15 protein-coding genes are annotated in these 20,512 nt (G+C 53.9%); 6 read left to right on the top strand and 9 right to left on the bottom strand.

Annotated features, from left to right (window positions below):
• Both asnB and fusA read left to right on the top strand, forming a co-directional pair.
• A complete protein-coding gene (asnB, locus tag F6R98_RS03100) occupies positions 1 to 1,860 on the top strand; it encodes an asparagine synthase (glutamine-hydrolyzing) (RefSeq protein WP_153247722.1) in 1,860 nt (619 codons plus the stop codon).
• A 92-nt stretch (positions 1,861 to 1,952) separates the two neighbouring features.
• The gene (fusA, locus tag F6R98_RS03095) at positions 1,953 to 4,037 is read left to right on the top strand and encodes an elongation factor G (RefSeq protein WP_153247721.1); all 2,085 of its coding nucleotides are present in this window, start codon (positions 1,953 to 1,955) and stop codon (positions 4,035 to 4,037) included.
• Positions 4,038 to 4,503: 466 nt separating this feature from the next.
• On the opposite strand, the gene F6R98_RS03090 is transcribed toward fusA, so the two are convergent.
• The 6 genes from F6R98_RS03090 to F6R98_RS03065 all read right to left on the bottom strand — a co-directional run bounded on the left by F6R98_RS03090 (position 4,504) and on the right by F6R98_RS03065 (position 9,793).
• Positions 4,504 to 5,472 carry an IS5 family transposase gene (locus tag F6R98_RS03090; protein WP_153250884.1) on the bottom strand — a complete coding sequence of 323 codons (969 nt, stop codon included), beginning with the start codon at positions 5,470 to 5,472 and terminating at the stop codon, positions 4,504 to 4,506.
• Positions 5,473 to 6,210: 738 nt separating this feature from the next.
• A complete protein-coding gene (locus tag F6R98_RS03085) occupies positions 6,211 to 6,555 on the bottom strand; it encodes a c-type cytochrome (RefSeq protein WP_153247720.1) in 345 nt (114 codons plus the stop codon).
• Positions 6,556 to 6,577: 22 nt separating this feature from the next.
• Positions 6,578 to 7,006, bottom strand: coding sequence for a c-type cytochrome (locus F6R98_RS03080; protein WP_228125063.1), 429 nt, complete (start codon positions 7,004 to 7,006; stop codon positions 6,578 to 6,580).
• Between the two features lie 7 nt (positions 7,007 to 7,013).
• Positions 7,014 to 8,456, bottom strand: coding sequence for a hypothetical protein (locus F6R98_RS03075; protein ID WP_153247719.1), 1,443 nt, complete (start codon positions 8,454 to 8,456; stop codon positions 7,014 to 7,016).
• Between the two features lie 211 nt (positions 8,457 to 8,667).
• A complete protein-coding gene (locus F6R98_RS03070) occupies positions 8,668 to 9,477 on the bottom strand; it encodes a bestrophin-like domain (protein ID WP_153247718.1) in 810 nt (269 codons plus the stop codon).
• Between the two features lie 70 nt (positions 9,478 to 9,547).
• Complete coding sequence (locus F6R98_RS03065; RefSeq protein WP_153247717.1) at positions 9,548 to 9,793, bottom strand: CDGSH iron-sulfur domain-containing protein; 246 nt, start codon at positions 9,791 to 9,793, stop codon at positions 9,548 to 9,550.
• A 114-nt stretch (positions 9,794 to 9,907) separates the two neighbouring features.
• Here F6R98_RS03065 and F6R98_RS03060 point away from each other — a divergent pair, with 114 nt between their 5' ends.
• Entirely contained in the window at positions 9,908 to 13,012 is a 3,105-nt protein-coding gene (locus F6R98_RS03060; protein WP_153247716.1) for an efflux RND transporter permease subunit, read from the top strand.
• Positions 13,013 to 13,018: 6 nt separating this feature from the next.
• On the opposite strand, the gene F6R98_RS03055 is transcribed toward F6R98_RS03060, so the two are convergent.
• The gene (locus F6R98_RS03055) at positions 13,019 to 14,386 is read right to left on the bottom strand and encodes a phosphohexomutase domain-containing protein (protein WP_153247715.1); all 1,368 of its coding nucleotides are present in this window, start codon (positions 14,384 to 14,386) and stop codon (positions 13,019 to 13,021) included.
• A gap of 334 nt (positions 14,387 to 14,720) precedes the next feature.
• Between F6R98_RS03055 and F6R98_RS03050 the strand changes: the two genes are divergently transcribed.
• Positions 14,721 to 16,475 (top strand): ABC transporter ATP-binding protein/permease, encoded by a 1,755-nt coding sequence (locus F6R98_RS03050; protein ID WP_153247714.1) that lies wholly within the window; start codon positions 14,721 to 14,723, stop codon positions 16,473 to 16,475.
• A gap of 268 nt (positions 16,476 to 16,743) precedes the next feature.
• Here F6R98_RS03050 and F6R98_RS03045 read toward each other — a convergent pair whose 3' ends face one another.
• The gene (locus F6R98_RS03045) at positions 16,744 to 17,550 is read right to left on the bottom strand and encodes a helix-turn-helix domain-containing protein (protein ID WP_153247713.1); all 807 of its coding nucleotides are present in this window, start codon (positions 17,548 to 17,550) and stop codon (positions 16,744 to 16,746) included.
• 1,054 nt (positions 17,551 to 18,604) lie between these two features.
• Complete coding sequence (locus F6R98_RS03040; protein WP_153247712.1) at positions 18,605 to 19,282, bottom strand: M15 family metallopeptidase; 678 nt, start codon at positions 19,280 to 19,282, stop codon at positions 18,605 to 18,607.
• A gap of 210 nt (positions 19,283 to 19,492) precedes the next feature.
• Here F6R98_RS03040 and F6R98_RS03035 point away from each other — a divergent pair, with 210 nt between their 5' ends.
• Positions 19,493 to 19,807, top strand: coding sequence for a hypothetical protein (locus F6R98_RS03035; RefSeq protein ID WP_153247711.1), 315 nt, complete (start codon positions 19,493 to 19,495; stop codon positions 19,805 to 19,807).
• Positions 19,788 to 20,429, top strand: coding sequence for a type II toxin-antitoxin system HicB family antitoxin (locus F6R98_RS03030; protein WP_153247710.1), 642 nt, complete (start codon positions 19,788 to 19,790; stop codon positions 20,427 to 20,429). Before F6R98_RS03035 ends, F6R98_RS03030 begins: the two co-directional genes overlap by 20 nt.
• The last annotated feature ends 83 nt before the right edge of the window (positions 20,430 to 20,512 follow it).

The raw sequence follows: 20,512 nt of genomic DNA, 5'->3' as shown, positions 1-20,512 counted from the left end.
ATGTGCGGAGTGTGCGGAATTGCGCAGCTATCCGGAGCGCTCAATGTACCGGAAGCCAGACGACAGGTGGAACAAATGGTGGCGTTGCTCGCGCATCGCGGCCCGGATGGCTCCGGCATATCGACAGGAAATGACGCGGTGCTGGGCGCCACGCGCCTGGCCATACGCGGTCTGGCTGATGGCGATCAACCGTTCGTTGACAGCGAAAGCGGCGTTACCGTCGCGTGCAACGGTGAAATAGACAACCACCTGGAGATTCGCGACTGGCTCGCAAAGCGCGGCCGTCAGGTCGAACATGCCACCGATGTAGCGGTGATTCCTCAGCTCTACCTCGAACTGGGTGATCGTTTCCCTGAAAAACTGGTCGGCGCTTTCGCCATAGTCATCTGGGACCCGCGCTGCAATACCCTGATACTGGCCCGCGACCGCGCCGGCGAACGGCCGCTGTATTACCGGCAGCAGGGAGCAAACATTGCATTCGCCTCGGAACTCACCGCGTTAACCGCTTCCGGCGCCGTCAGCGCAAGCCCGGATATCAACGCCATAGCTGGTTTTCTGCGCTTCGGCTATTTTCCGGCGCCGACAACGCCTCTGGAACATATCCATGCCGTCGGTCCCGCCGAGGTCATCTGCTTTACTGTAAACGGCACACAACGCCGCAATTACTGGTCGTGGCCGTTAACGGCAACCAGCATGAGCCCCCTGGCGCCCGCGGCGCGCGAGCGCGCGCTGAGCGACTTCGATACCGTTTTTCGCAATGCGGTGCTGCAGCAAAGCGAAGTCGATGTCGATTTCGGCGTATTTCTGAGCGGCGGCGTCGACTCCTCGCTGGTTGCCGCGGTTACCCGCAACTTGCGGCCGGAAAAGCGGCTGAACGCCTATTCGCTGCGCTTCAGCGAATCGTCCTACGATGAGGGCGATATCGCTGAAGGCGTTGCCAACAGCCTCGGCGTCGAGTTTATACCGGTATGGATAAAACCCGAGGACTTCCCGGCAATGCTGCCGGAACTGATGCGGGTAACCGGCATTCCGCTGGCGGATCCGGCCTGGATACCGTCGACCTTGCTGGCCAAACGCGCGGCGCAGGACGTTAAGGTCGCGCTGGTCGGCGAAGGCGCCGATGAACTGTTCGGCGGCTATCCGACCTACTTCGGCGCCCGTTTTGCGCTCTATTACTCGCGCCTGCCGGCGGCGTTGCGCAGGCTGATCCGCATCTCAGTGGACCGATGGCCCGCGACCGACAAGAAAGTCACGCTGTCGTTTCTGCTGAAACGCTTTATACAGGGCGACACCTTATCGGGCCTGGAGCGGCATCGTTTATGGGTATCCAATATTGCACCGGAATTACTGCACAAGCTTGGCGTCCAACACCATTTTTCGGACTATCCCGCCGAGTCCGATTCGTTGTTGAACCAGGTGCAGCGTTTCGATCTGGAAAACTCGCTGGCCGAAGGCCTGCTCACCAAGGCGGACCGTAGCGGCATGACCCAAGGTTTGGAACTCAGGGCGCCGTTCCTTGATCTGGCGGTCATGGAATTCGCCGGAACCTTGCCGGAAGCGGAGCGCACCCGGGGAATCAGCACCAAAATATTCCTGAAAAGCTATGCCATGCGCTATCTCCCGAAAGAGATCGTTTATCGCCGCAAGCGAGGACTTTCCGTACCGCTCAGCAGCTGGCTGCGCGGGCCTCTTGCCGACTGGGCCTCAAACTTGCTGAACGAACCGCGCCTGGAGCAAGCCGGCGTCAACCGCAAAGCGGCCCGTGATTTATTTAATGCCCACCGCAAGCGTCAGGGCGATCACGCGCGGGCGCTGTGGACGTTGATGGTTTTAAGCGCCTGGCTATCCACGCAGGCGTAACGTGAGTGTAACAATATCCAGCGCATACTATCTGAGGTTACAATAGCATATTCGCCGGCTAAGCTTTTATTTTCAATACTTAGAGTATAAACATGACTGATCTATCCCATTACAGAAATATCGGCATATTCGCCCATGTGGACGCCGGTAAAACCACGACTACCGAGCGCATTCTCAAGCTCACCGGAAAAATCCACAAGATCGGTGAAGTGCATGACGGCGCTGCCACGACGGACTTCATGGAGCAGGAGCAGGAGCGCGGCATTACCATCCAGTCCGCTGCAACCACCTGCTTCTGGAAAGATTACCGCTTCAACATCATCGATACCCCCGGACACGTCGACTTTACCATCGAAGTTTACCGTTCATTGAAAGTGCTGGACGGCGGCATCGGCGTGTTCTGCGGCTCCGGCGGCGTGGAGCCGCAATCCGAAACCAACTGGCGCTACGCCAACGACTCCAAGGTCGCGCGCGTGATCTATGTCAATAAGCTGGACCGCACCGGCGCTGATTTTTATCGCGTCGTCAAGCAGGTTGAAGAAGTCCTGGGCGCCAAGCCGGCCGTGATGACCCTGCCGATCGGCCGCGAGGATGAATTTACCGGCGTTGTCGATCTGCTGACGCGTAAAGCGTGGGTCTGGGATAACTCCGGCGATCCGATGAACTATGAGATCAAGGACGTTCCGGCCGACATGGTCGACGATGTCGAAAAATGGCGCGAAGCCTTGATCGAACTTGTCGTCGATCAGGAAGACGAAGTCATGGAGAAGTATCTGGAAGGAGAAGAGCCGGACATCGAAACCATCAAGCGCTGCATCCGCAAAGGCACCATCAAACTGGATTTCTTTCCGACGTTCTGCGGTTCATCCTTCAAAAACAAGGGCGTGCAGTTGGTACTGGATGGCGTAATCGATTACCTGCCCAACCCGACCGAAGTCAACCCGCAACCCGAAGTCGATCTGGAAGGCAACGAAACCGGCGAATTCGCGATCGTCGATGCCGAGCGTCCGTTGCGCGCGCTGGCGTTCAAGATCATGGACGACCGCTTCGGCGCGCTCACCTTCCTGCGCATCTACTCCGGAAAGCTGGAAAAAGGCACCTCGGTACTGAATACCTTTACCGGCAAAACCGAGCGTATCGGCCGTATCGTCGAAATGCACGCCAATTCGCGTAACGAACTGGATTCGGCGCAGGCGGGCGATATCGTCGCGGTGCTGGGCATGAAAAACGTGCAAACCGGACACACGCTGTGCGACCCGGACAAACCCGCCACGCTGGAACCCATGGTATTCCCCGATCCGGTTATCTCGATTGCGGTCTCGCCGAAAGACAAAGCCGCAAACGAGAAAATGGGCGTCGCCCTCGGCAAAATGGTGCAGGAAGACCCGTCTTTCCACGTCATGACCGACGAGGAAAGCGGCGAGACCATCCTCAAAGGCATGGGCGAACTGCATCTGGACATCAAGGTCGATATTCTGAAGCGCACCCACGGCGTTGAAGTCATCGTCGGCAAGCCGCAGGTTGCGTACCGCGAAACCATTACCAAACTCGTCGAAGACGAATACACACACAAAAAGCAGTCAGGCGGTTCGGGCCAGTACGCAAAAATCAACTACATCATCGAACCGGGCGAACCGGGCAGCGGCTTCTCATTCGTGTCGGCGGTAACCGGCGGCAACGTGCCGAGAGAGTATTGGCCTGCGGTTGAAAAGGGCTTCAAGAGCATGCTGGACAAGGGCGTGCTGGCCGGTTTCCCATGCCTGGACTTCAAGGTGACGCTGACCGATGGCGGCTTCCATGCAGTCGACTCTTCCGCAATCGCTTTTGAAATCGCCGCCAAAGCCGCTTTCCGCCAGACAATACCGAAGGCCGCTCCGCAGTTGATCGAACCGATCATGAAAGTGGATACCTTCACCCCGGATGCGCATGTCGGCGATGTCATCGGCGACTTGAACCGCCGCCGCGGCATGGTAAAATCGCAGGAAGCGGGCGTCACGGGCGTACGCATCAAGTCCGAAGTACCGTTGAGCGAAATGTTCGGATACATCGGCGATCTGCGCACCATGACATCGGGCCGCGGCCAGTTCTCGATGGAGTTCTCACACTACCTGCCGTGTCCGAAAAATGTAGCTGAAGCGGTTATCAAGGAAGTCAACGAACGCAACAGCAAGAAATAAGCGGCTTTCAGCCTGGACTTTTAAAACGTAAAACCCCGTCATTTTACAGAATGCCGGGGTTTTTGTTTATATTCCGCGATTTTTTACAACGATTGAACGCAAAACCACGACGAGATTTTTCGCCGGTAAAATGAATTTCTACTCGCCGCAGAACAGCACATAAAGCTGACCCTACAGCTGTGTTCATGTCGGCCATATACGGAACTGCTTGCGCAATAGAATGCCATATTTGCACCATGCTCACGCATGGCTCGATGCAATTTCTCCAGCTAATATTTAACGCACTACGACTTAACGACTTAAGGAACCGCTGATTAATAGCCAAAACCTGGGTTGCTGCGCCGGTGCGCAATTTTTTTGAGCCTAAATTTTCTATTTTGGCGCATTTTTTATGCGTTCCCTCTTAAAACCACCGGTTTTACCGGCATTTTCCGCCTTTCGGGCGGATTGAGGGCGCAATAATCCCTCATATCGACCCCATCAGCCGCTTTTGGCTCCGGTACAAATTACAAAGCCCGAACAAAATCTGTAGTTGATGCGTGTTCTTTTCCAATCCCCGATACCGCGTCTTGCGATAATGAAACAGGTTCTTGATCACATGGAACGGATGCTCGACACGCGAACGAATCTGCGCCTTCTTTTTTTCGATCTCGCGCACCGTTTCTTTCCATCGGCCTTCGGGCATCGCTTTTAGCTTGCCGCGCTTCATGGCGATCAACCACTCCACCGTTTTCCCGGTATTCTCTTCGCGCTTTTCAACGCCGATGTAACCGGCATCGGCTATGACCACTTGTTCCCGACCATGAAGCAACTCGCTGGTCATCACCACATCACTGACATGCGCCGACGTACCGACAACCGTATGAACCAGTCCCGATTCAGCATCCACACCAATATGCGCCTTCATCCCGAAATACCACTGATTTCCTTTCTTGGTCTGGTGCATTTCCGGATCGCGCTCGCCACTTTTGTTTTTGGTCGAGGGCGGCGCTGCGATCAACGTGGCATCCACGATCGTTCCTTCGCGCATGAGTAATCCTTTCGCTTCAAGAAGCGCATTAATGCGGCCCAGCATCACCGGCGCCAGCTTATGCTCTTCCAGCAGGTGGCGGAAGTTCAATAGCGTGGTAGCATCGGGAACACGCTCATGCGTCAGGTCAATTCCGGCAAAGCGGCTTAATAGGGGCATATCATAAAGCGCATCTTCTGTTCCTTCGTCGGAAAAGCCGTACCATTGCTGGATGAAATACAATCGCAACATCCTTTCGATCCCGATAGGCGGACGACCTCGTCCGGAAGCGGGATACACCGGCTGAATGAGCTCGACCAGTTCAGACCAGGGAACTACCTGATCCATCGCGTTCAAAAAAGTCTCGCGCCGCGTGGTACGCGATTTTTGCTGGAGAAGAACGTCAAGGAGGGTGGTCTGTTTCATCATACGCCGGAAACCGTTTCAGTATAATATATTGATTATTATACCATGGTTAATTTATATCCATAATAAATATATGGAATTAGGTGGCGATTAAATCAGCGTTTCCTTAACGACTTAATAACTGGGAAGTGGGCATTTGCAAGACTCGGCGAGCCGGGTTATGGCTCGGTTTATTGGAAGCGGTATTTTTGAAAGCGATTTTTATTTCGTCTTTAATCTACGCAACTTTCAGCATACGATGAAAAAGCACACTCAACACCTCAGGATTAAGCATTCACCATATACCATGGTGGATTACATTGTCACTATCATTACGATTTTGGCTGTAATAGCTTATATGGTTTATATTGCATATATTCCAAAAGTTGGTTTTCTATTTTTTTAAAGCTGCTTCGTAGCTGAATAACGCTATTGGCAAAACCGGGCGTATCGTCGTAACTCGATCAATAGGCTGGACTTCCGAGCATGCCCAGTAAAACCGTCGAGGTGTGAATATAACACAAGCGGTTTTATGGCGTAATAAGTATTCACAGGTAACTGACGTGGAAATAACTCAAGCACTTTCCGGCACCCAAAAAAGAATTCAGTAGTGGCACAAGAAGCATTTTTCCACGATGGTTAGGCTGATTCACTTATGAAAACTCGGCACAAAGTTAGGCTCTATTTTTTATATTCACAACAGTGATAGATTTTTTCATGCCGCTCCTCACCAACGAATCAAAGAAAGACTCGGAAAAATTATTTTGACGTGCTACCGGAACTAGAAAAATAAGCAGCCAGATTATCAATATCATGATCGCTCAACCCTTCCGCGATGCCATTCATAAACGGATTGACGCGCTGTTTATCCCGGTAATCGCGAAGTTTGGCGGCAAGATACCCCTTTTTCTGGCCGAAGAGATTGGGGGTCATGGTTTCGACCCGGATATTTTCTGGCCCATGACACCCGCCGCAAAGATAATAAGCTGTTCTATCAACAGCAGCAGCAGGCGTGTCAGCCGCTGCTTGCTTTTCAAACACAGAACACCCTGATAAACCGACCAGAAAAACATTTAATACAACAACAATCAAAGCATGAGTCATGGCGTTTTTCCCGGCTGTCAAATTACCATTTACGGTCTGGAAGATGGGCATAGTATGCAGTGACATCGGCAATATCCCGTTCGCTTAATTTCGAAGCAACATCGGTCATAACCTGCACATGACGTACCTTGTCGCGATAAGCCGTCAATGCACCGTATAAGTACATGGCCTGCTGCCCCGCCAGGTTAGGAATGGTATCGGAGGAGCTGATGCCATATCTACCATGACAGGCTGCGCATGTCGAAATGGCTACATGCTCACCACGGGCAATATCTCCTTCCATATGCATGCCCATGCCCATATCCATATTGAAAAGCCCCATGGATTCATGATCCATCCCCGACATTCCGCTCATCTCACCAGCGCTCGTGCAAAAAGCAGGTAGCGAGAGGAAGATCAGCGATATGACAACCTTTACTGTTGAATTTGGTAGTTTGTGCTTATTAGTCATATTACATCTAAAACATCAGGTTACCGACAAAGTAAAGCGTGTTGTTAGCTTCAGCACTACGCCCATTGCCATCATAGTTATTGGAAGAGCCATTAAACTGTGTATAGGCCCAGTATTGCAGCGACAACCTCAGATTGACATAAGGATCGCTGACAAACGTACCTTTGCCGAACGGGATATAGTCCAGCTCAACCAGAAAGGAATTGGTATTGGGCGACCCGTTTGCCGTGCCGGTAATGGGGTTAACGCCCCCTCCGTTTCCGTTATAAAGCATCATATCGGCGCTGCCGCTCATGTAGTTCCAGCCAAACGTTAAATTATAGGTTTGCTTATAAGTCCACATGCCCATCAGCATCGTGCTGTTGAGATGATTGCTGGAGTTTGAAGAGTACCCAGCTGCCTGGCTCGCCGACATGCTCATGTTGTCGCGTGTGTATTTAAACATCGCCATGAACATGTTGTCGTCGTCCAACATAAACGAGTAGTTGGCGTCGACGTTGTACTCCACGTAAGAGTTGGTGCCGTTTAACTGGTTGTATAGCGGAGATACGTTAGCCTGTAGACCGTAGGTACCGATCATCATCGTATGCGGGCCGGTGCTATGCTGCAGGAACACTCGCCAATAAGGCGCGCCACCATTGATCAGCCCGCTTTGCGGCCCTTGCCCCTGGGATCCGCCATTCCAGACTCCCAAACCTTGAGCCATTTGCTGCGACTGGGAGGTATAGCCGCCGGCTTCCAGGTAGATATGGTTGTTGATCATGGCATACGCGGTCGAACCGGCAGTATTGGCGCCTCCCATCAGCGCCATCAGCCAGGGCTGAGCTGCTGATTTAACCGTCGCAGACGAAGTTGTGTACGGGTACATCCATGCATAAGAGGTCATCCAGAAGTCTGACATGGTCGGCGAATTATTGGCCGTGATGCCGTAAGTCACATTATTGCCGTCAAAAGTTAAGTGATCGGCGTAACGGATATCGGCCATCGCCAGGCTGATCGAACGGCCCACCTGAGGACTGAAATTGAGCTGCAGATAGGCACCCACCTTATCCCATACTCGACCGGTGTAGTAAAGCGCGTCCCAGTCATTAACAACGTTGTTGTTGGCCGATGACTCCCCCTTGTTGTTGGAATAATAAGCGGCGCCCGGAACATTCTGCTGGGTATTGGTAACGGAACCAACCAGCTCGAGCGCGAATGGGTTCAACGCATCGGGCAGCTTGCTGGCATGTCCAGCAACATAACCGTCCAACTTGAATTTTTGCCCATACTGTGTCAGCCACGGGCCATATCCCTGCATATGGCAAGCTGCACAGGGCTCGCCTGTCTGGCGCGCAAATGCCGTAGTTGCCCACGCGCCTTGGGGGGTAAACAGCGCCAAGAGTGATACAACAACAAGAAGGCCGATTACGCCTCCGCTGCGCGGCTTGATAAATACGAAGTTGATCATCGAAGGCTTCCGTTTTTGGATAGGTTGTATAGCTTCTGCGGTGTAAGCGAGGCAAGACACACAGGATGAGGCCCACTGACCTATACACAAACGATGCCAACCAATGAAACTCGCGGCCGCAGCGAACCGGACAGAATATACGCGTAGCCAACTCAGGTCGCTTACCGAGTTAAATCACACAGCGGCTATGGCATATGACACAATTAAAAGCTCAGTTAAGAAACGCAGGGTCCAGCTTGTCGAGATTGGACAACACCCGTTGATACGACTCGGGGCTCACGCCGTTAGGGCCGCGAAACGGGTCGTCCATGGTGGCAACCAGAAAAATCATCAGGCCGACAAATACCGCGAGCGCCCCGGTGAGAAAATAATGGGCCTTTCTGTCGCGCATGTGGAAGAAAAAGGTAACGCCGATGTTCAGTACCCCACCCAGGATAACCACGACCCATAATTCGGTGGGCAAACTGCCTCTGACGGAATCGATGCGCAAATGCCGCGCCTCGAGAAATTTGTTAAACGACATGTAAGCCGCGGCAAAAATGATCTTTTCACCTTCGTTGCCGGGCGCAAACGACGACAATACCTTGTGCATGCGCGTGATGATAACGGTAGCTTCCGTTGAACTGTCGCCATGCTGATGCGCCGGCCAGACCACCTCCACCATATAGTGCAAATAATCACGCACGCCATCCTGAAGACGTGTTTTATACGGCTCCGGCATCACGCTGATATTACGATAGAAGGTATCGGCCTCAGTCGCTTCCCGCGATATGAGCGCGTCCGCGTTATCGACATTTTGCCACGCGGTAACGGCAACCTGTCCCAGCAGCAGCCCATAAAAAACGCCGACGCCGGAAAAAAAACCGCTGACCGGCTCGTTGGTCGCGTCCGACAGGCGGAAACTGCTCCGTATCCAGCTGCGGGTGAGTACGAAGGCGCTTAAAGAAACCGAAACCAGAAGGCCGACCGTCAATACACCGAACTGCCAGCTGTGCAACTCGTAAACCCAATACATATCCATGTCAATATCCTGGATTCATGACAGCTCCCACACCTCCGGACAAAGTCCGGGGCGAGTGGGGAAGCTTTCGCTAAAGCGAGCCGTGGGCCCCATCACAGGTCACGCCGTTGGCGCTTTGGCGGCAGCCGCAGAAATATACGACTTCATCCTGTTCCGCCTTGTACTCGACAGGCCTGAAACCCGTGCCTTTATGCGCTCCGTCGCAAAAAGGCTGGGATTCCGTTTTTCCACAGGTACAATACCAATAACTTTTCCCGGTCTCGACCGCCACGGCGTATGGGGCTTTTTGCGCTATTACCGGCTCTTCGTCAGCCATGAGTGTCATCCTCGCGATTTATGATAATGATAAAAGTTTGCCGGTTTGCGGCGATAGGATAATAGGATACGCCGCCCCCGCGCGTCCAGAACCACCATAAGGATAGTTTTCATCATGAACCCATCGGCGCCTTTTATTCAACGCCCGGTCGCAACGACTTTGTTGACGCTGGCGATCGCCTTTCTCGGCATTCTGGCCATGTACCACCTGCCGGTGTCGCCGCTGCCTCAGATCGAATTTCCGACCATCCAGGTTTCCGCCAGCCTGCCCGGCGCCAGCCCGGAAACCATGGCGTCATCGGTAGCCACCCCGCTGGAAAGGCAGTTCGGGCGCATCGCCGGCATCACCGAAATGAGTTCGAGCAGCACTTTGGGCAGCACCTCGGTGACGATGCAGTTCGATCTCAATCGCGACGTCGATGGCGCGGCGCGCGACGTGGAGTCGGCGATCAACGCAGCGCGCAGCTCTCTCCCCGCCAACCTGCCGTCCAATCCCTCCTATCGCAAGGTAAACCCGGCGGATTCGCCGATACTGATCATGTCAATGACTTCCGATCTTTACAATCGCGCGCAGCTTTATGAAGCCGCTTCGTCCGTGTTGCAGCAAAAACTCAGCCAGATACGCGGCGTCGGCACCGTCACCATAGGCGGCGGCGCGCTGCCGGCAGTCAGAGTGGAGCTGAACCCGGCCTACCTGAACAACTACGGCCTCGGACTGGAAGATGTACGGCGGGTGCTGTCCAATGCCAACGCCAACAGCCCCAAGGGCATCCTCGAAAATGAGGAAAACAGCTGGATTATTCAAACCACCGACCAGCTCTGGAATGCGGAAGATTTTGGCAATCTGCTGGTCGCCGGAGGCGCGCGCGGCAACATCCGTCTGCGCGATGTCGCTCGCGTTACCGAGGCCACCGAGGAACTGCGCGCAATCGGCTTCCACAACAACAAACCGTGCATCGTCCTGCTCATCAACCGTCAACCCGGCGCCAATATTATCGGAACCGTCGACCGCATACTCGCGGAGCTGCCCAACCTGGCCGCATCGATTCCGCAGGGCATGGATTTATTACCGGTCCTGGACCGCACCACCACCATACGCGCCTCCATGGAAGACATAGAGTTCACCCTGATGCTGTCCATCGCGCTGGTGGTCATCGTGGTGTTCCTGTTTCTGGGCAATGCGCGCACCGCGCTGATTCCGAGCATAGCGATACCGGTATCGTTGATCGGCACCTACGGCATCATGTATCTGCTGGATTACAGCCTGAACAATCTGTCACTGATGGCGCTCACTATCGCCACCGGCTTCGTGGTCGATGACGCGATTGTGGTCACTGAAAACATTACGCGCCATATCGAACAGGGAGCCAACGCCCGGGAGGCGGCGCTGAAAGGCGCAAAGGAAATCGGCTTTACCGTGCTGTCCATTAGCCTGTCGCTGACAGCGGTTTTTATTCCATTGTTGATGATGGAAGGCATCATCGGAAGACTGTTTCGCGAATTTTCGATCACGCTGACGGCGGCGGTATTGATTTCCATGGTCATCTCCCTGACCACCACGCCAATGCTGTGCAGCGTACTGCTCAAACCGTCCGGTGTCCCGCAACACGGCGCGCAAAACCGCTGGCTGGCGCAGCTTGCTTCGATAGAAAGCGCCTACGAAACCGCGCTGCGCTGGGTTTTGCGGCATCAGCCCTTCATGCTTGCGATCACCCTGCTGACCATCATTGCAACCGGCTATTTATATACCGTGGTTCCCAAGGGGTTTTTCCCGCAACAGGATACAGGACGGCTGATGGGACAGGCCATGGCCGACCAGAGCGCGTCCTTTCAATCCATGGTGGCGCGTATCAAGGACTACCTGCGCATCATCGAAACCGATCCGGCGGTCGACACTGTGGTGGCGTTTGCCGGCAGCAGCGGTGGAAACCCCGGCAATCAGGCACGGCTGTTTGCTTCGTTGAAACCATTGGGCGAACGGCGCGCCAGCTCCGATGAAATCATCGGGCGGCTGCGCGGTAAACTGGCCGCGGTGCCGGGGGCATCAATGTTTTTACAGTCGCCACAGGATTTGCGCATCGGCGGACGCATGAGCGCGTCACAATGGCAATATACCGTGCGCGGCACCAGCCTGGACGAACTGCAGCAATGGGGGCCGCGCCTGCAGGAGGCGCTACGCAATCTGCCGGCGCTTGCCGACGTCAATATGGATCAGCAAAATGGTGGGCTCAGCGCCACCCTCGACATAAACCGCGAAAATGCGATGCGGCTGGGAATCTCGACGCAAGCGATCGACGATACCCTGTACGATGCGTTCGGCCAGCGGCAGGTTTCCACGATGTATAATCCGCTAAATCAAAACCATGTGGTAATGAACGTTGCGCCGGAGTTATGGGAAAGTCCGGACACGTTGAAAAATATCTATATCGGCGCGGCGGGCGGCAAACAGATACCGCTCAGTGAAATCGCCGGCTTCGTCCCGGAACATACGCCGCTCAACGTCAACCACTCAGACCAATTCCCGTCGGTCACCATTTCGTTCAATCTGAACCCGGCATTTTCCCTGGGAGAGGCCATAGAGCAAATAGAGCAGGCGCAACGCGATATTGGGGTGCCGACCGGCATACAAGGGCGCTTCCAGGGAGCGGCGCAAGCGTTCCTGGGGTCGCTGCAGAGCCAGACTCTGCTGATTCTGGCCGCCATATTTGCCGTCTACATCGTGCTCGGCATCCTCTATGAAAGCTACCTGCACCCGGTGACCATACTCTCCACCATCCCGTCTGCCGGCGTCGGCGCGCTGCTGGCATTGATGCTGTTTCACATCGAACTCAACGTCATCGGCATGATTGGAATAATTTTGCTGATCGGCATCGTCAAAAAAAATGCGATCATGATGATCGATTTTGCCTTGCACCTGGAACGCAATGAAGGCATGACGGCGGAGCAATCCATTTTCAGAGCCTGCGTATTGCGCTTCCGCCCGATCATGATGACCACGCTCGCCGCGCTGCTGGGCGCGGTTCCGCTGGCGTTTGGCAGAGGCACCGGCTACGAACTGCGCCAGCCCTTGGGGATCAGCATTATCGGAGGACTGATACTGAGCCAGATGATTACCCTGTTCAGCACCCCGGTGATCTACCTTTACATGGAGCGGCTGAAACAGACGGTACCGGCGCTGCGGCGCGCGTTCCGCGCAAAAAAACCTGACTATTCGGTTTGAGTCGTATCAATCGAGAATAAGCCGCTCAATCTCCGTCAACAACGCCGACAAATCTTCCCGGTTAGCCCTTGTTTCGACGTTAAGCCGCAGCAGCGGCTCGGTATTCGAACTACGCAGATTCAGCCGCCAGTTCGCAAACTCCATGCTGATGCCGTCGGTACGGTCCATGACCGGATCGAGATGCCGATAGTACTCTATCACACGATTCAGCACCGCGCCGACATCGGTTACCCGGTAGTTGATTTCACCGCTGCACGGGTAAGCCGCCATGCGATCGTTCACCAGTTCGGACAGAGGCCTGCCCGCCGCGCTCACCAGCTCGGCTATCAGCAGCCATGGAATCATGCCGCTGTCGCAATAGGCGAAATCGCGGAAATAATGATGCGCGCTCATCTCGCCGCCATAAACGGCGTTCTCGGCGCGCATGCGTTCCTTGATAAAGGCATGGCCGGTCTTGCTTTGTATCGCCTGTCCCCGATTACTGTGAACCACGTCGATGGTATTCCAGGTCAGGCGCGGATCGTGGATGATTTTCTCGCCCGGATACTTGGCAAGAAAAGCCGCCGCCAGTAAACCAACTATGTAATAGCCCTCGATAAAGCGGCCGGTTTCATCGAACAGGAAACAACGGTCGAAATCGCCGTCCCAGGCAATACCCATATCGGCCCGATTCACTTTAACCGCTTCGATCGTAGCGGAGCGGTTCTCCGGCAACAGCGGATTGGGGATGCCGTTGGGAAAATCCGCGTCAGGTTCATGATGAACCCTGATGAATTGCAGCGGAACTCCCATCCCTTGGAAACGCTGTTCCAACGCGTCGATCACATGACCCGCGGCGCCGTTGCCGGCATTCACCACCAGGCGCAGCGGACAAATTCGATCCGCCTGTATATAGCCAAGCATATGCTCGACGTAGGGTTCGAGTATGGATTGCTGCGACAGTTGCCCCTTGCGCGCGCTTTCCTCAAATTGAGCGCATTCGGCCAGACGCTGAATTTCGCGCAAACCGCTGTCGCCGCTGATCGGACGCGCGCCGCGCCGCACCAGCTTCATGCCGTTGTAATCCAACGGATTATGACTGGCCGTCACCTCAATACCGCCATCCACATCCAGATGAAACGCGGCAAAATACACTTCCTCGGTGCCGGTCATGCCGATATCGACGACATCGCATCCGGCATCCATCAAACCGCGTGCCAGCGCCTGCTTTAACGACGCGCTGGAGGCGCGAACATCGCCGCCGACAGCGACGCAGCGAGCCTGCAGAAATTGCGCAAACGCTCTGCCGATACGATAAGCGATGTCTTCGTTGAGCTCATCGCCAAGCCGCCCACGGATATCGTAGGCCATAAAACAGGTTAACGGATTTGTCATGGGCCGGGGTTTTGGTTTTGAGTCGCAAAAGTGTCATTATATGCCGGTCACGCTTGGATCGGTGTAACTATTCTCCCGGTTTTCCGTTCGATCCTTACGGCTACGCTCGGGGCAAGTCGCGCAGAACAGGCTCAGGCCTGTCGAAGGATGAATGGAGTATCCTCGTCCGGACAATCTATATGCTCATGCTTCGACAGGGCTCTCCTGAGCGTAGTCGTAAGCACACGCCACGAACGAATTAACTGAAGAGCACTGAGGCTGAGGAATCAGTAGAATGGTTACGAAAAAAACAATAACGCCACGCCTCTCTTTGAGAACGTGTTGAGGAGCACGCATGAATACGTCAAAAGGCCCCATACCCCACCTCGATCAACTCACGCTGGACCGGCTGATTACCGGAATCCGTCGCTTTGCCTCCTCCGATGTGGGTGGCAAGGCAAAAGCGCTGTTCGCGGCATTATTGCTGCTGATGCTGGCGCTGAATGCATTAAATGTGCTGAACAGTTTCATCGGACGCGACTTCATGACCGCGATCGAACAAAGAAACATGAACGGCTTCATCGGATGGGCCTTGCTTTATATCGGCATTTTCCTGTTGATTACCGGTGTAGCGGTATTGTTCCGCTTCTCCGAGGAACGACTGGGCCTGCTCTGGCGCGACTGGTTGACCCAGCAATTCCTCAGACGTTATCTGAGCCACCGCGCCTACTATCGATTAACCAGCAACGATGAAGTTGCAAACCCGGATCAGCGCATAGCGGACGATATCAAGGCCTTCACCACAGGGACATTATCGTTCTTCCTGATGTTCATGAACGCAAGCTTTACGGTACTGGCTTTTTCGGGCGTACTGTGGACCATCAGTCCGCTGCTGTTCATCGTAGCGGTGCTGTATGCCGGCGGCGGCTCCTGGCTGGCGATAAAACTCGGACGGCCGCTGGTCGGGCTGAACTACAACCAGTTCGATCGTGAAGCCGACTTCCGATCGGGCCTGACCCATGTTCGCACGAACGCGGAACACATCGCCCTGCTCCACCGGGAAACGCGTTTGCAGAACGATTTGTTGACTCGCCTGCAACGCCTTGTGGACAACATGAAGCAAATCATCGAACTGAATCGAAATCTCGGTTTTTTCACCACCGGCTACAATTACCTGATTCAGGTTATTCCGGTTCTGGTCGTTGCGCCGCTATTCATCCGCGGTAATGCCGACTTCGGCATTATCGCGCAAGCCGCGATGTCCTTTACCCTGCTGGTAGGCGCTTTTTCATTGATTGTAACCAATTTCCAGTCGCTCTCAACTTTCACCGCCGTGGTCACCCGGTTGAGCGCATTGGACCTGGCTATCAAGTATTCCGCGCATGAAGCGGCATGTCCGGCGTCAACAGATGAGGAAAGCGATACCGCCCCGGAATCCGCTATCATCTACTGCGAAGACGACAGCATACTCGACTACCAGCGCCTGACGCTATTCTCCGGCCAGGACGAGCGTGTTCTGCTCAAGGACTTGTCGCTGAGCATTGCGCGCGGCACGCGCACCAACATCCGTTGCGATGAGGAGTTAACGCAATATGCGTTATTCCGTGCAACCGCAGGTATATGGGAACATGGAAACGGGCATATCGTACGTCCGGAAAAAAGGAATATTTTCTTTTTACCCGAGCGTCCATACATGCCGAACGGCACCCTGCGCGAACTGCTCGAAGGTAGCGGCCTGGAACCGCGCCTGAAAGACAGCGAGATCATGGATGTGCTGCGCAAACTCAAATTCGAAGAGATCGTGCAGCGCATCGGCGGACTGGACGGAAGCTGCAAATGGGAGAGTATTATGTCGGAAGGAGAGCAACAGCTGCTTGCCTTCGCCCGGCTGATACTGGCGTCACCCTGCTTCGCCTTCATCGAAAACCCCGCCAGCGACCTGACGACTGAAGAAGTTTCCAGCGCGCTACGCTTGCTGAACGAATACAACATCACCTACATCGTCATCGGACAGGCTATCCGCAGACGCCGCGACGATTTGCAGGACAAGGAGTTTTTCGACGCCGAACTGAAAATCGATGCGCATGGAGAATGGACCTGGAGCAACTAACTACGCACTGCCGGCTTCCCGGACAGCGTGAGGGATGCACTCACGCCGGGAATCTGAAAGGTTTTTTTGTCGCATCACTCCCGATTGAGGGATCTGCAAAACACGCCGGTTATTTGGAAACACAGTTTCTTCGGCGCGCAAGCGGCCAGAATAGGTGATTTCGCCAACACTGCGCTGCTGAAAACGGAAGGTATTCGTCCTGGTTTACCGGTGTGAGAAACCATGAAACCATGAAAACGGCAGGACGATTACCGCTAATCTCGGCAGGTCAAGGTTGTAGCCGCGCCAGTTTTTTCAATCCTATAGTCGCCGGCGCGCCGAAAGTTTTGCGAAATTCATGGCTGAAATGGGCCGAGTCCGAAAAACCCGCAATATGCGCTGCGGTAGTAAAATTGTTGCCTTTGATGATTTCACGTATTGCCGTCCGTATCCGGTTCCAGCCGCGGTAACGGCGGAAAGGAACGCCGATTTGTTCGGTGAACAGATGCTGGAAACGAGATGAAGAGAGACCGGCGTTTTCTGCCAGCGTTGTTATCGGGCTGAGGTCCTCGCCGTGTTGGAGTAAATATTCCACTACCTGCGAGATACGGGGGTCGATGACTTCATTGTTTGAACGCCGCTTGGAAAAGCTCAACAGATCGTCCAAAGGTTCCGAAGTCCATTGCGGATTGTAACGGTCTTCGTACAACTCGCGCATGAATGAAATCTCCCCGCTGCCTCCGACCAATGCGCCGTTAACCTCGCGCGTATTACCGATAAGCGGCATTAATGCATGGACTCCGGCTATATTCGGTTCGATATACAACACGGTGAGAGGGTCGCCGTATACATCCAGCTCGTGCATTACCCCGGCCGGAATTACCGCTGTGCGGCAGGACAACCAATCGCCGCCGTGCATTCGCAGCCGAAAACTTCCGTAGATACCGGCAAGAAACACCGGCGCGCCATGTTGATGACCGGCGTTATAGTACAGCGGTCCGGTAAAAAACGTCTTTCCGTCGCGCATATCCCATAACGCGTCAAACTTGGCGTCGTTGGTTTCAGCTCGTTCATGCAAGCCAGGTGCGTTTATCATGATTTAAACTCCCAAACATTGTCGAACCGAGCCGCCTACTCCTCTGTCCCGGAGTCAATCATGCGAAGGTATTACGGGGACGGGAAGTTGGCGTAGTTAACCGGCGTAGACATCGAGTCCGACCGGAACCGCTTCTCAATATTTTAAAGTGGGCAGCTATGGTAAACAACGAAGTTGTTACCGGGAAAATTTAGACGAGCAAGCCTTTTCAGCCCGCGTTTGCCGAATCTTGTTGTGCATTGCGCTGGTTTTAGCCTGGGCTCTGCGCGTCACCATGTTGTTTCCCAAGGCGCGCCGGCCGGATACATCGTCCAAAGATCGGATATTGTCAGGGCTCATATCAATTATTTTATGATGTCGCAATTTCTGCTCATCTTTTTCCTGTTGTTCGGACCGCTTGCCGTCGACCTCTGATAATGCGAGATTTTCCGTGTTTTTTCACTACCTTAATCTGTTTCCAGAAGTGCCGGAATGTGAGCGATCACCGATATTTATTTACCTTTGAAAAATATCGAGTCCCAATACATTGTCACCCGGAAGCAAGCGTCCGGTTTAAGTCTCGGAGCTCGTCTTCCGGTAACGCTTAAAACGATTGAAGATATGCGCATCGCTCGCACCGGGGCTATGTTTGCAGAAAACAGGAAATCAACCATCTGCGGTAAAACTCTGCGGCGTTCGCCTTTCTCTCTACGAAGCGCAGCGAGACCAGCAAACGTAACCTGGTGTTTACCGGCAGAAATAGAATTGCGAACGAGAGGCATAGGATCGCTCATCGTCAGTTGTTTTATCCGAAAAAGGTGCGTACTCGACGGCAACGCGTGCAAGCCATTTTCGGATAATTTTTCTTCGCTGGATGACAGAGCAGCGGCAAATCGTTTTTCAATGGCTTCAAAGCACTGTCTGCAACCGTTGAAAATCCTCTTTCAGCTTCGGTGATATCGATGGTTTCGCTGCATCCATGCAGCACGGCATGTGGCTGGCTCGCAATTGGTCGCTGTTCAGCTTGCGAACCCTAACACACGCGGCAAGGCTCATGGCGAAACAAAACCGGCCGCTACCGTCCTGCCACAGCCGAAAACGGCACATCCAGGATGCCGTATGATTGCCAATCCTGATAATCATAGTGCCACCACTCGCGTGGATGCACGGTAAAGCCTTCGGAGGTCATTGCCGCCTTCAATATTTCGCGCAACGCCATGGACTCGGGCGTGCCGCCGGGATAATCGAAGTAGGCGCGTTGAGTCATTTCATCGTAATCTGTCGGCATCGCAACCGCTTGCCCGGTGATCAATTCATAGAGCGTCAAATCCACCGCGCAGCCGCGGTTATGGCGCGAACCCTGCGCCGGATCAGCGACAAATTGCCGTTTGGGGCCGGATACCGCATCCCAGAAAATTTTGGTAACCGACCAGGGACGGTAGCCGTCGTAAATCATCAAACCATATCCTTGCGCGCCCAGTTTGCGATGCACGCGTATCAGCGCTTCAGCCGCCGGTTTTTGCAGAAATGCGCGCGCTTCGCTGTACACCGGATAACCTACGAAGTTGTTGGCGGTCGCGTAACGGATATCAAGACGTAAGCCGGACTCCAAGTTAATCAGCTCCACCAGTTCCGGCGCACGAAAACCTCCATGCTCGAGCGGGGGGCGCTCTAGCGGCACGGCAACGCCGAGCGGACTCAGCCCAGAAAAAAAGCTGGTAAACAGTTTTGCAAATATGGGTAATCGTGTCATAAAGCAGCGAGGCGTTTCTTGCTATTGAGTGGCATTGTAATCCACATCGGGCAGATTTCCAGTTCCGCAGAGTACAAAGTGCGCGCCCTGCATAACGCTCTTTGAGCCGCATCGATGGTGGTGTTGTTGTTATACTGAACGCATGACTTTAATTTCGATCTAACGAACACAAGCTTGACTTGGCTTTAACTTGGTATCATATTTAATATCGTGACTCCGGCAGCGCTCAAGAAAATAAAGCAGGAACTCCGGCGCATACTTAGATCGCCGCAAGGGCGGAAGCCTGACGAATTGGTTTCACTTGCCAAAAGAATGGGACGCGAAAAAGACAGTCGCGGCAAGGAGCCGACCTATGTGCGGGAAAGGGAACCGGCCCTAGGCTCCCCGCTTTCGATACCCCGGCACGGTTCGAAAGAGCTGAAGCCCTGCACCACCAAGAATATTATTACTACGCTTATAGATGATGCCGACAAGTGGGAGCAGTTTTTAAATTCTGAAGACGAAGATGAAGACGACCGAATATGATTCTCGTGCGAAAGATATCCTTAACAGAGGATACGTGCGACGGTTGGCGCCGGATGAAACCGGTGGATATGTAGCTTCCATCCTTGAATTTCCGGGCTGCGTTGCGGAAGGGGATACAGCCGAGTCAGCGCTTGAGAACCTCGGGAACGCGGCAGAAGCGTGGATAGCGGTATCACTGGCTAACGGGCACCACATACCGGAGCCGATCAACTTTGACGGATATAGCGGAAGGCTGGCATTGCGGATACCGCGAATGTTGCATAGACAAGCCGCTGAACTTGCTGCAATGGAAGGCTGCAGTTTGAATCAGCTACTGGTAACCGCCATTGCGCATTACGTCGGAGGGAAACAGCTTTCCTCCAGGTTAGAGACATTGATTCAATCAAGCACTGTAACCAACGGCCACGTCGTTACCGTCCAAATGAACACCGTTGCCGTCCAAATGAAGTCCGTTGCAACCGTGGCATCGGAAAAGGAAACATCGGTTTCAGGAAATAAAGCACTTTCAACGGATATCAATCCGACAGCAACAACGCCTGTGCTGAATATGAGCTTACCACAACAGACCAGCCAGTCGAAGCCGCTTGCCGTTGATGTCGAGAAAGTTAATCCTGCCGAATAGCCTCTCCCCCCGCCTTGACCTGATTTGTTAACTGAATACCGCGAGTTTGAGCGGTGAAAACAGTGGAGTGGCGGGACACGTAA

The organism is Candidatus Methylospira mobilis (assembly GCF_009498235.1).
In the GTDB taxonomy this organism is placed as follows: Bacteria; Pseudomonadota; Gammaproteobacteria; order Methylococcales; family Methylococcaceae; genus Methylospira; species Methylospira mobilis.
This window is presented reverse-complemented; position numbering and strand designations above follow the sequence as displayed.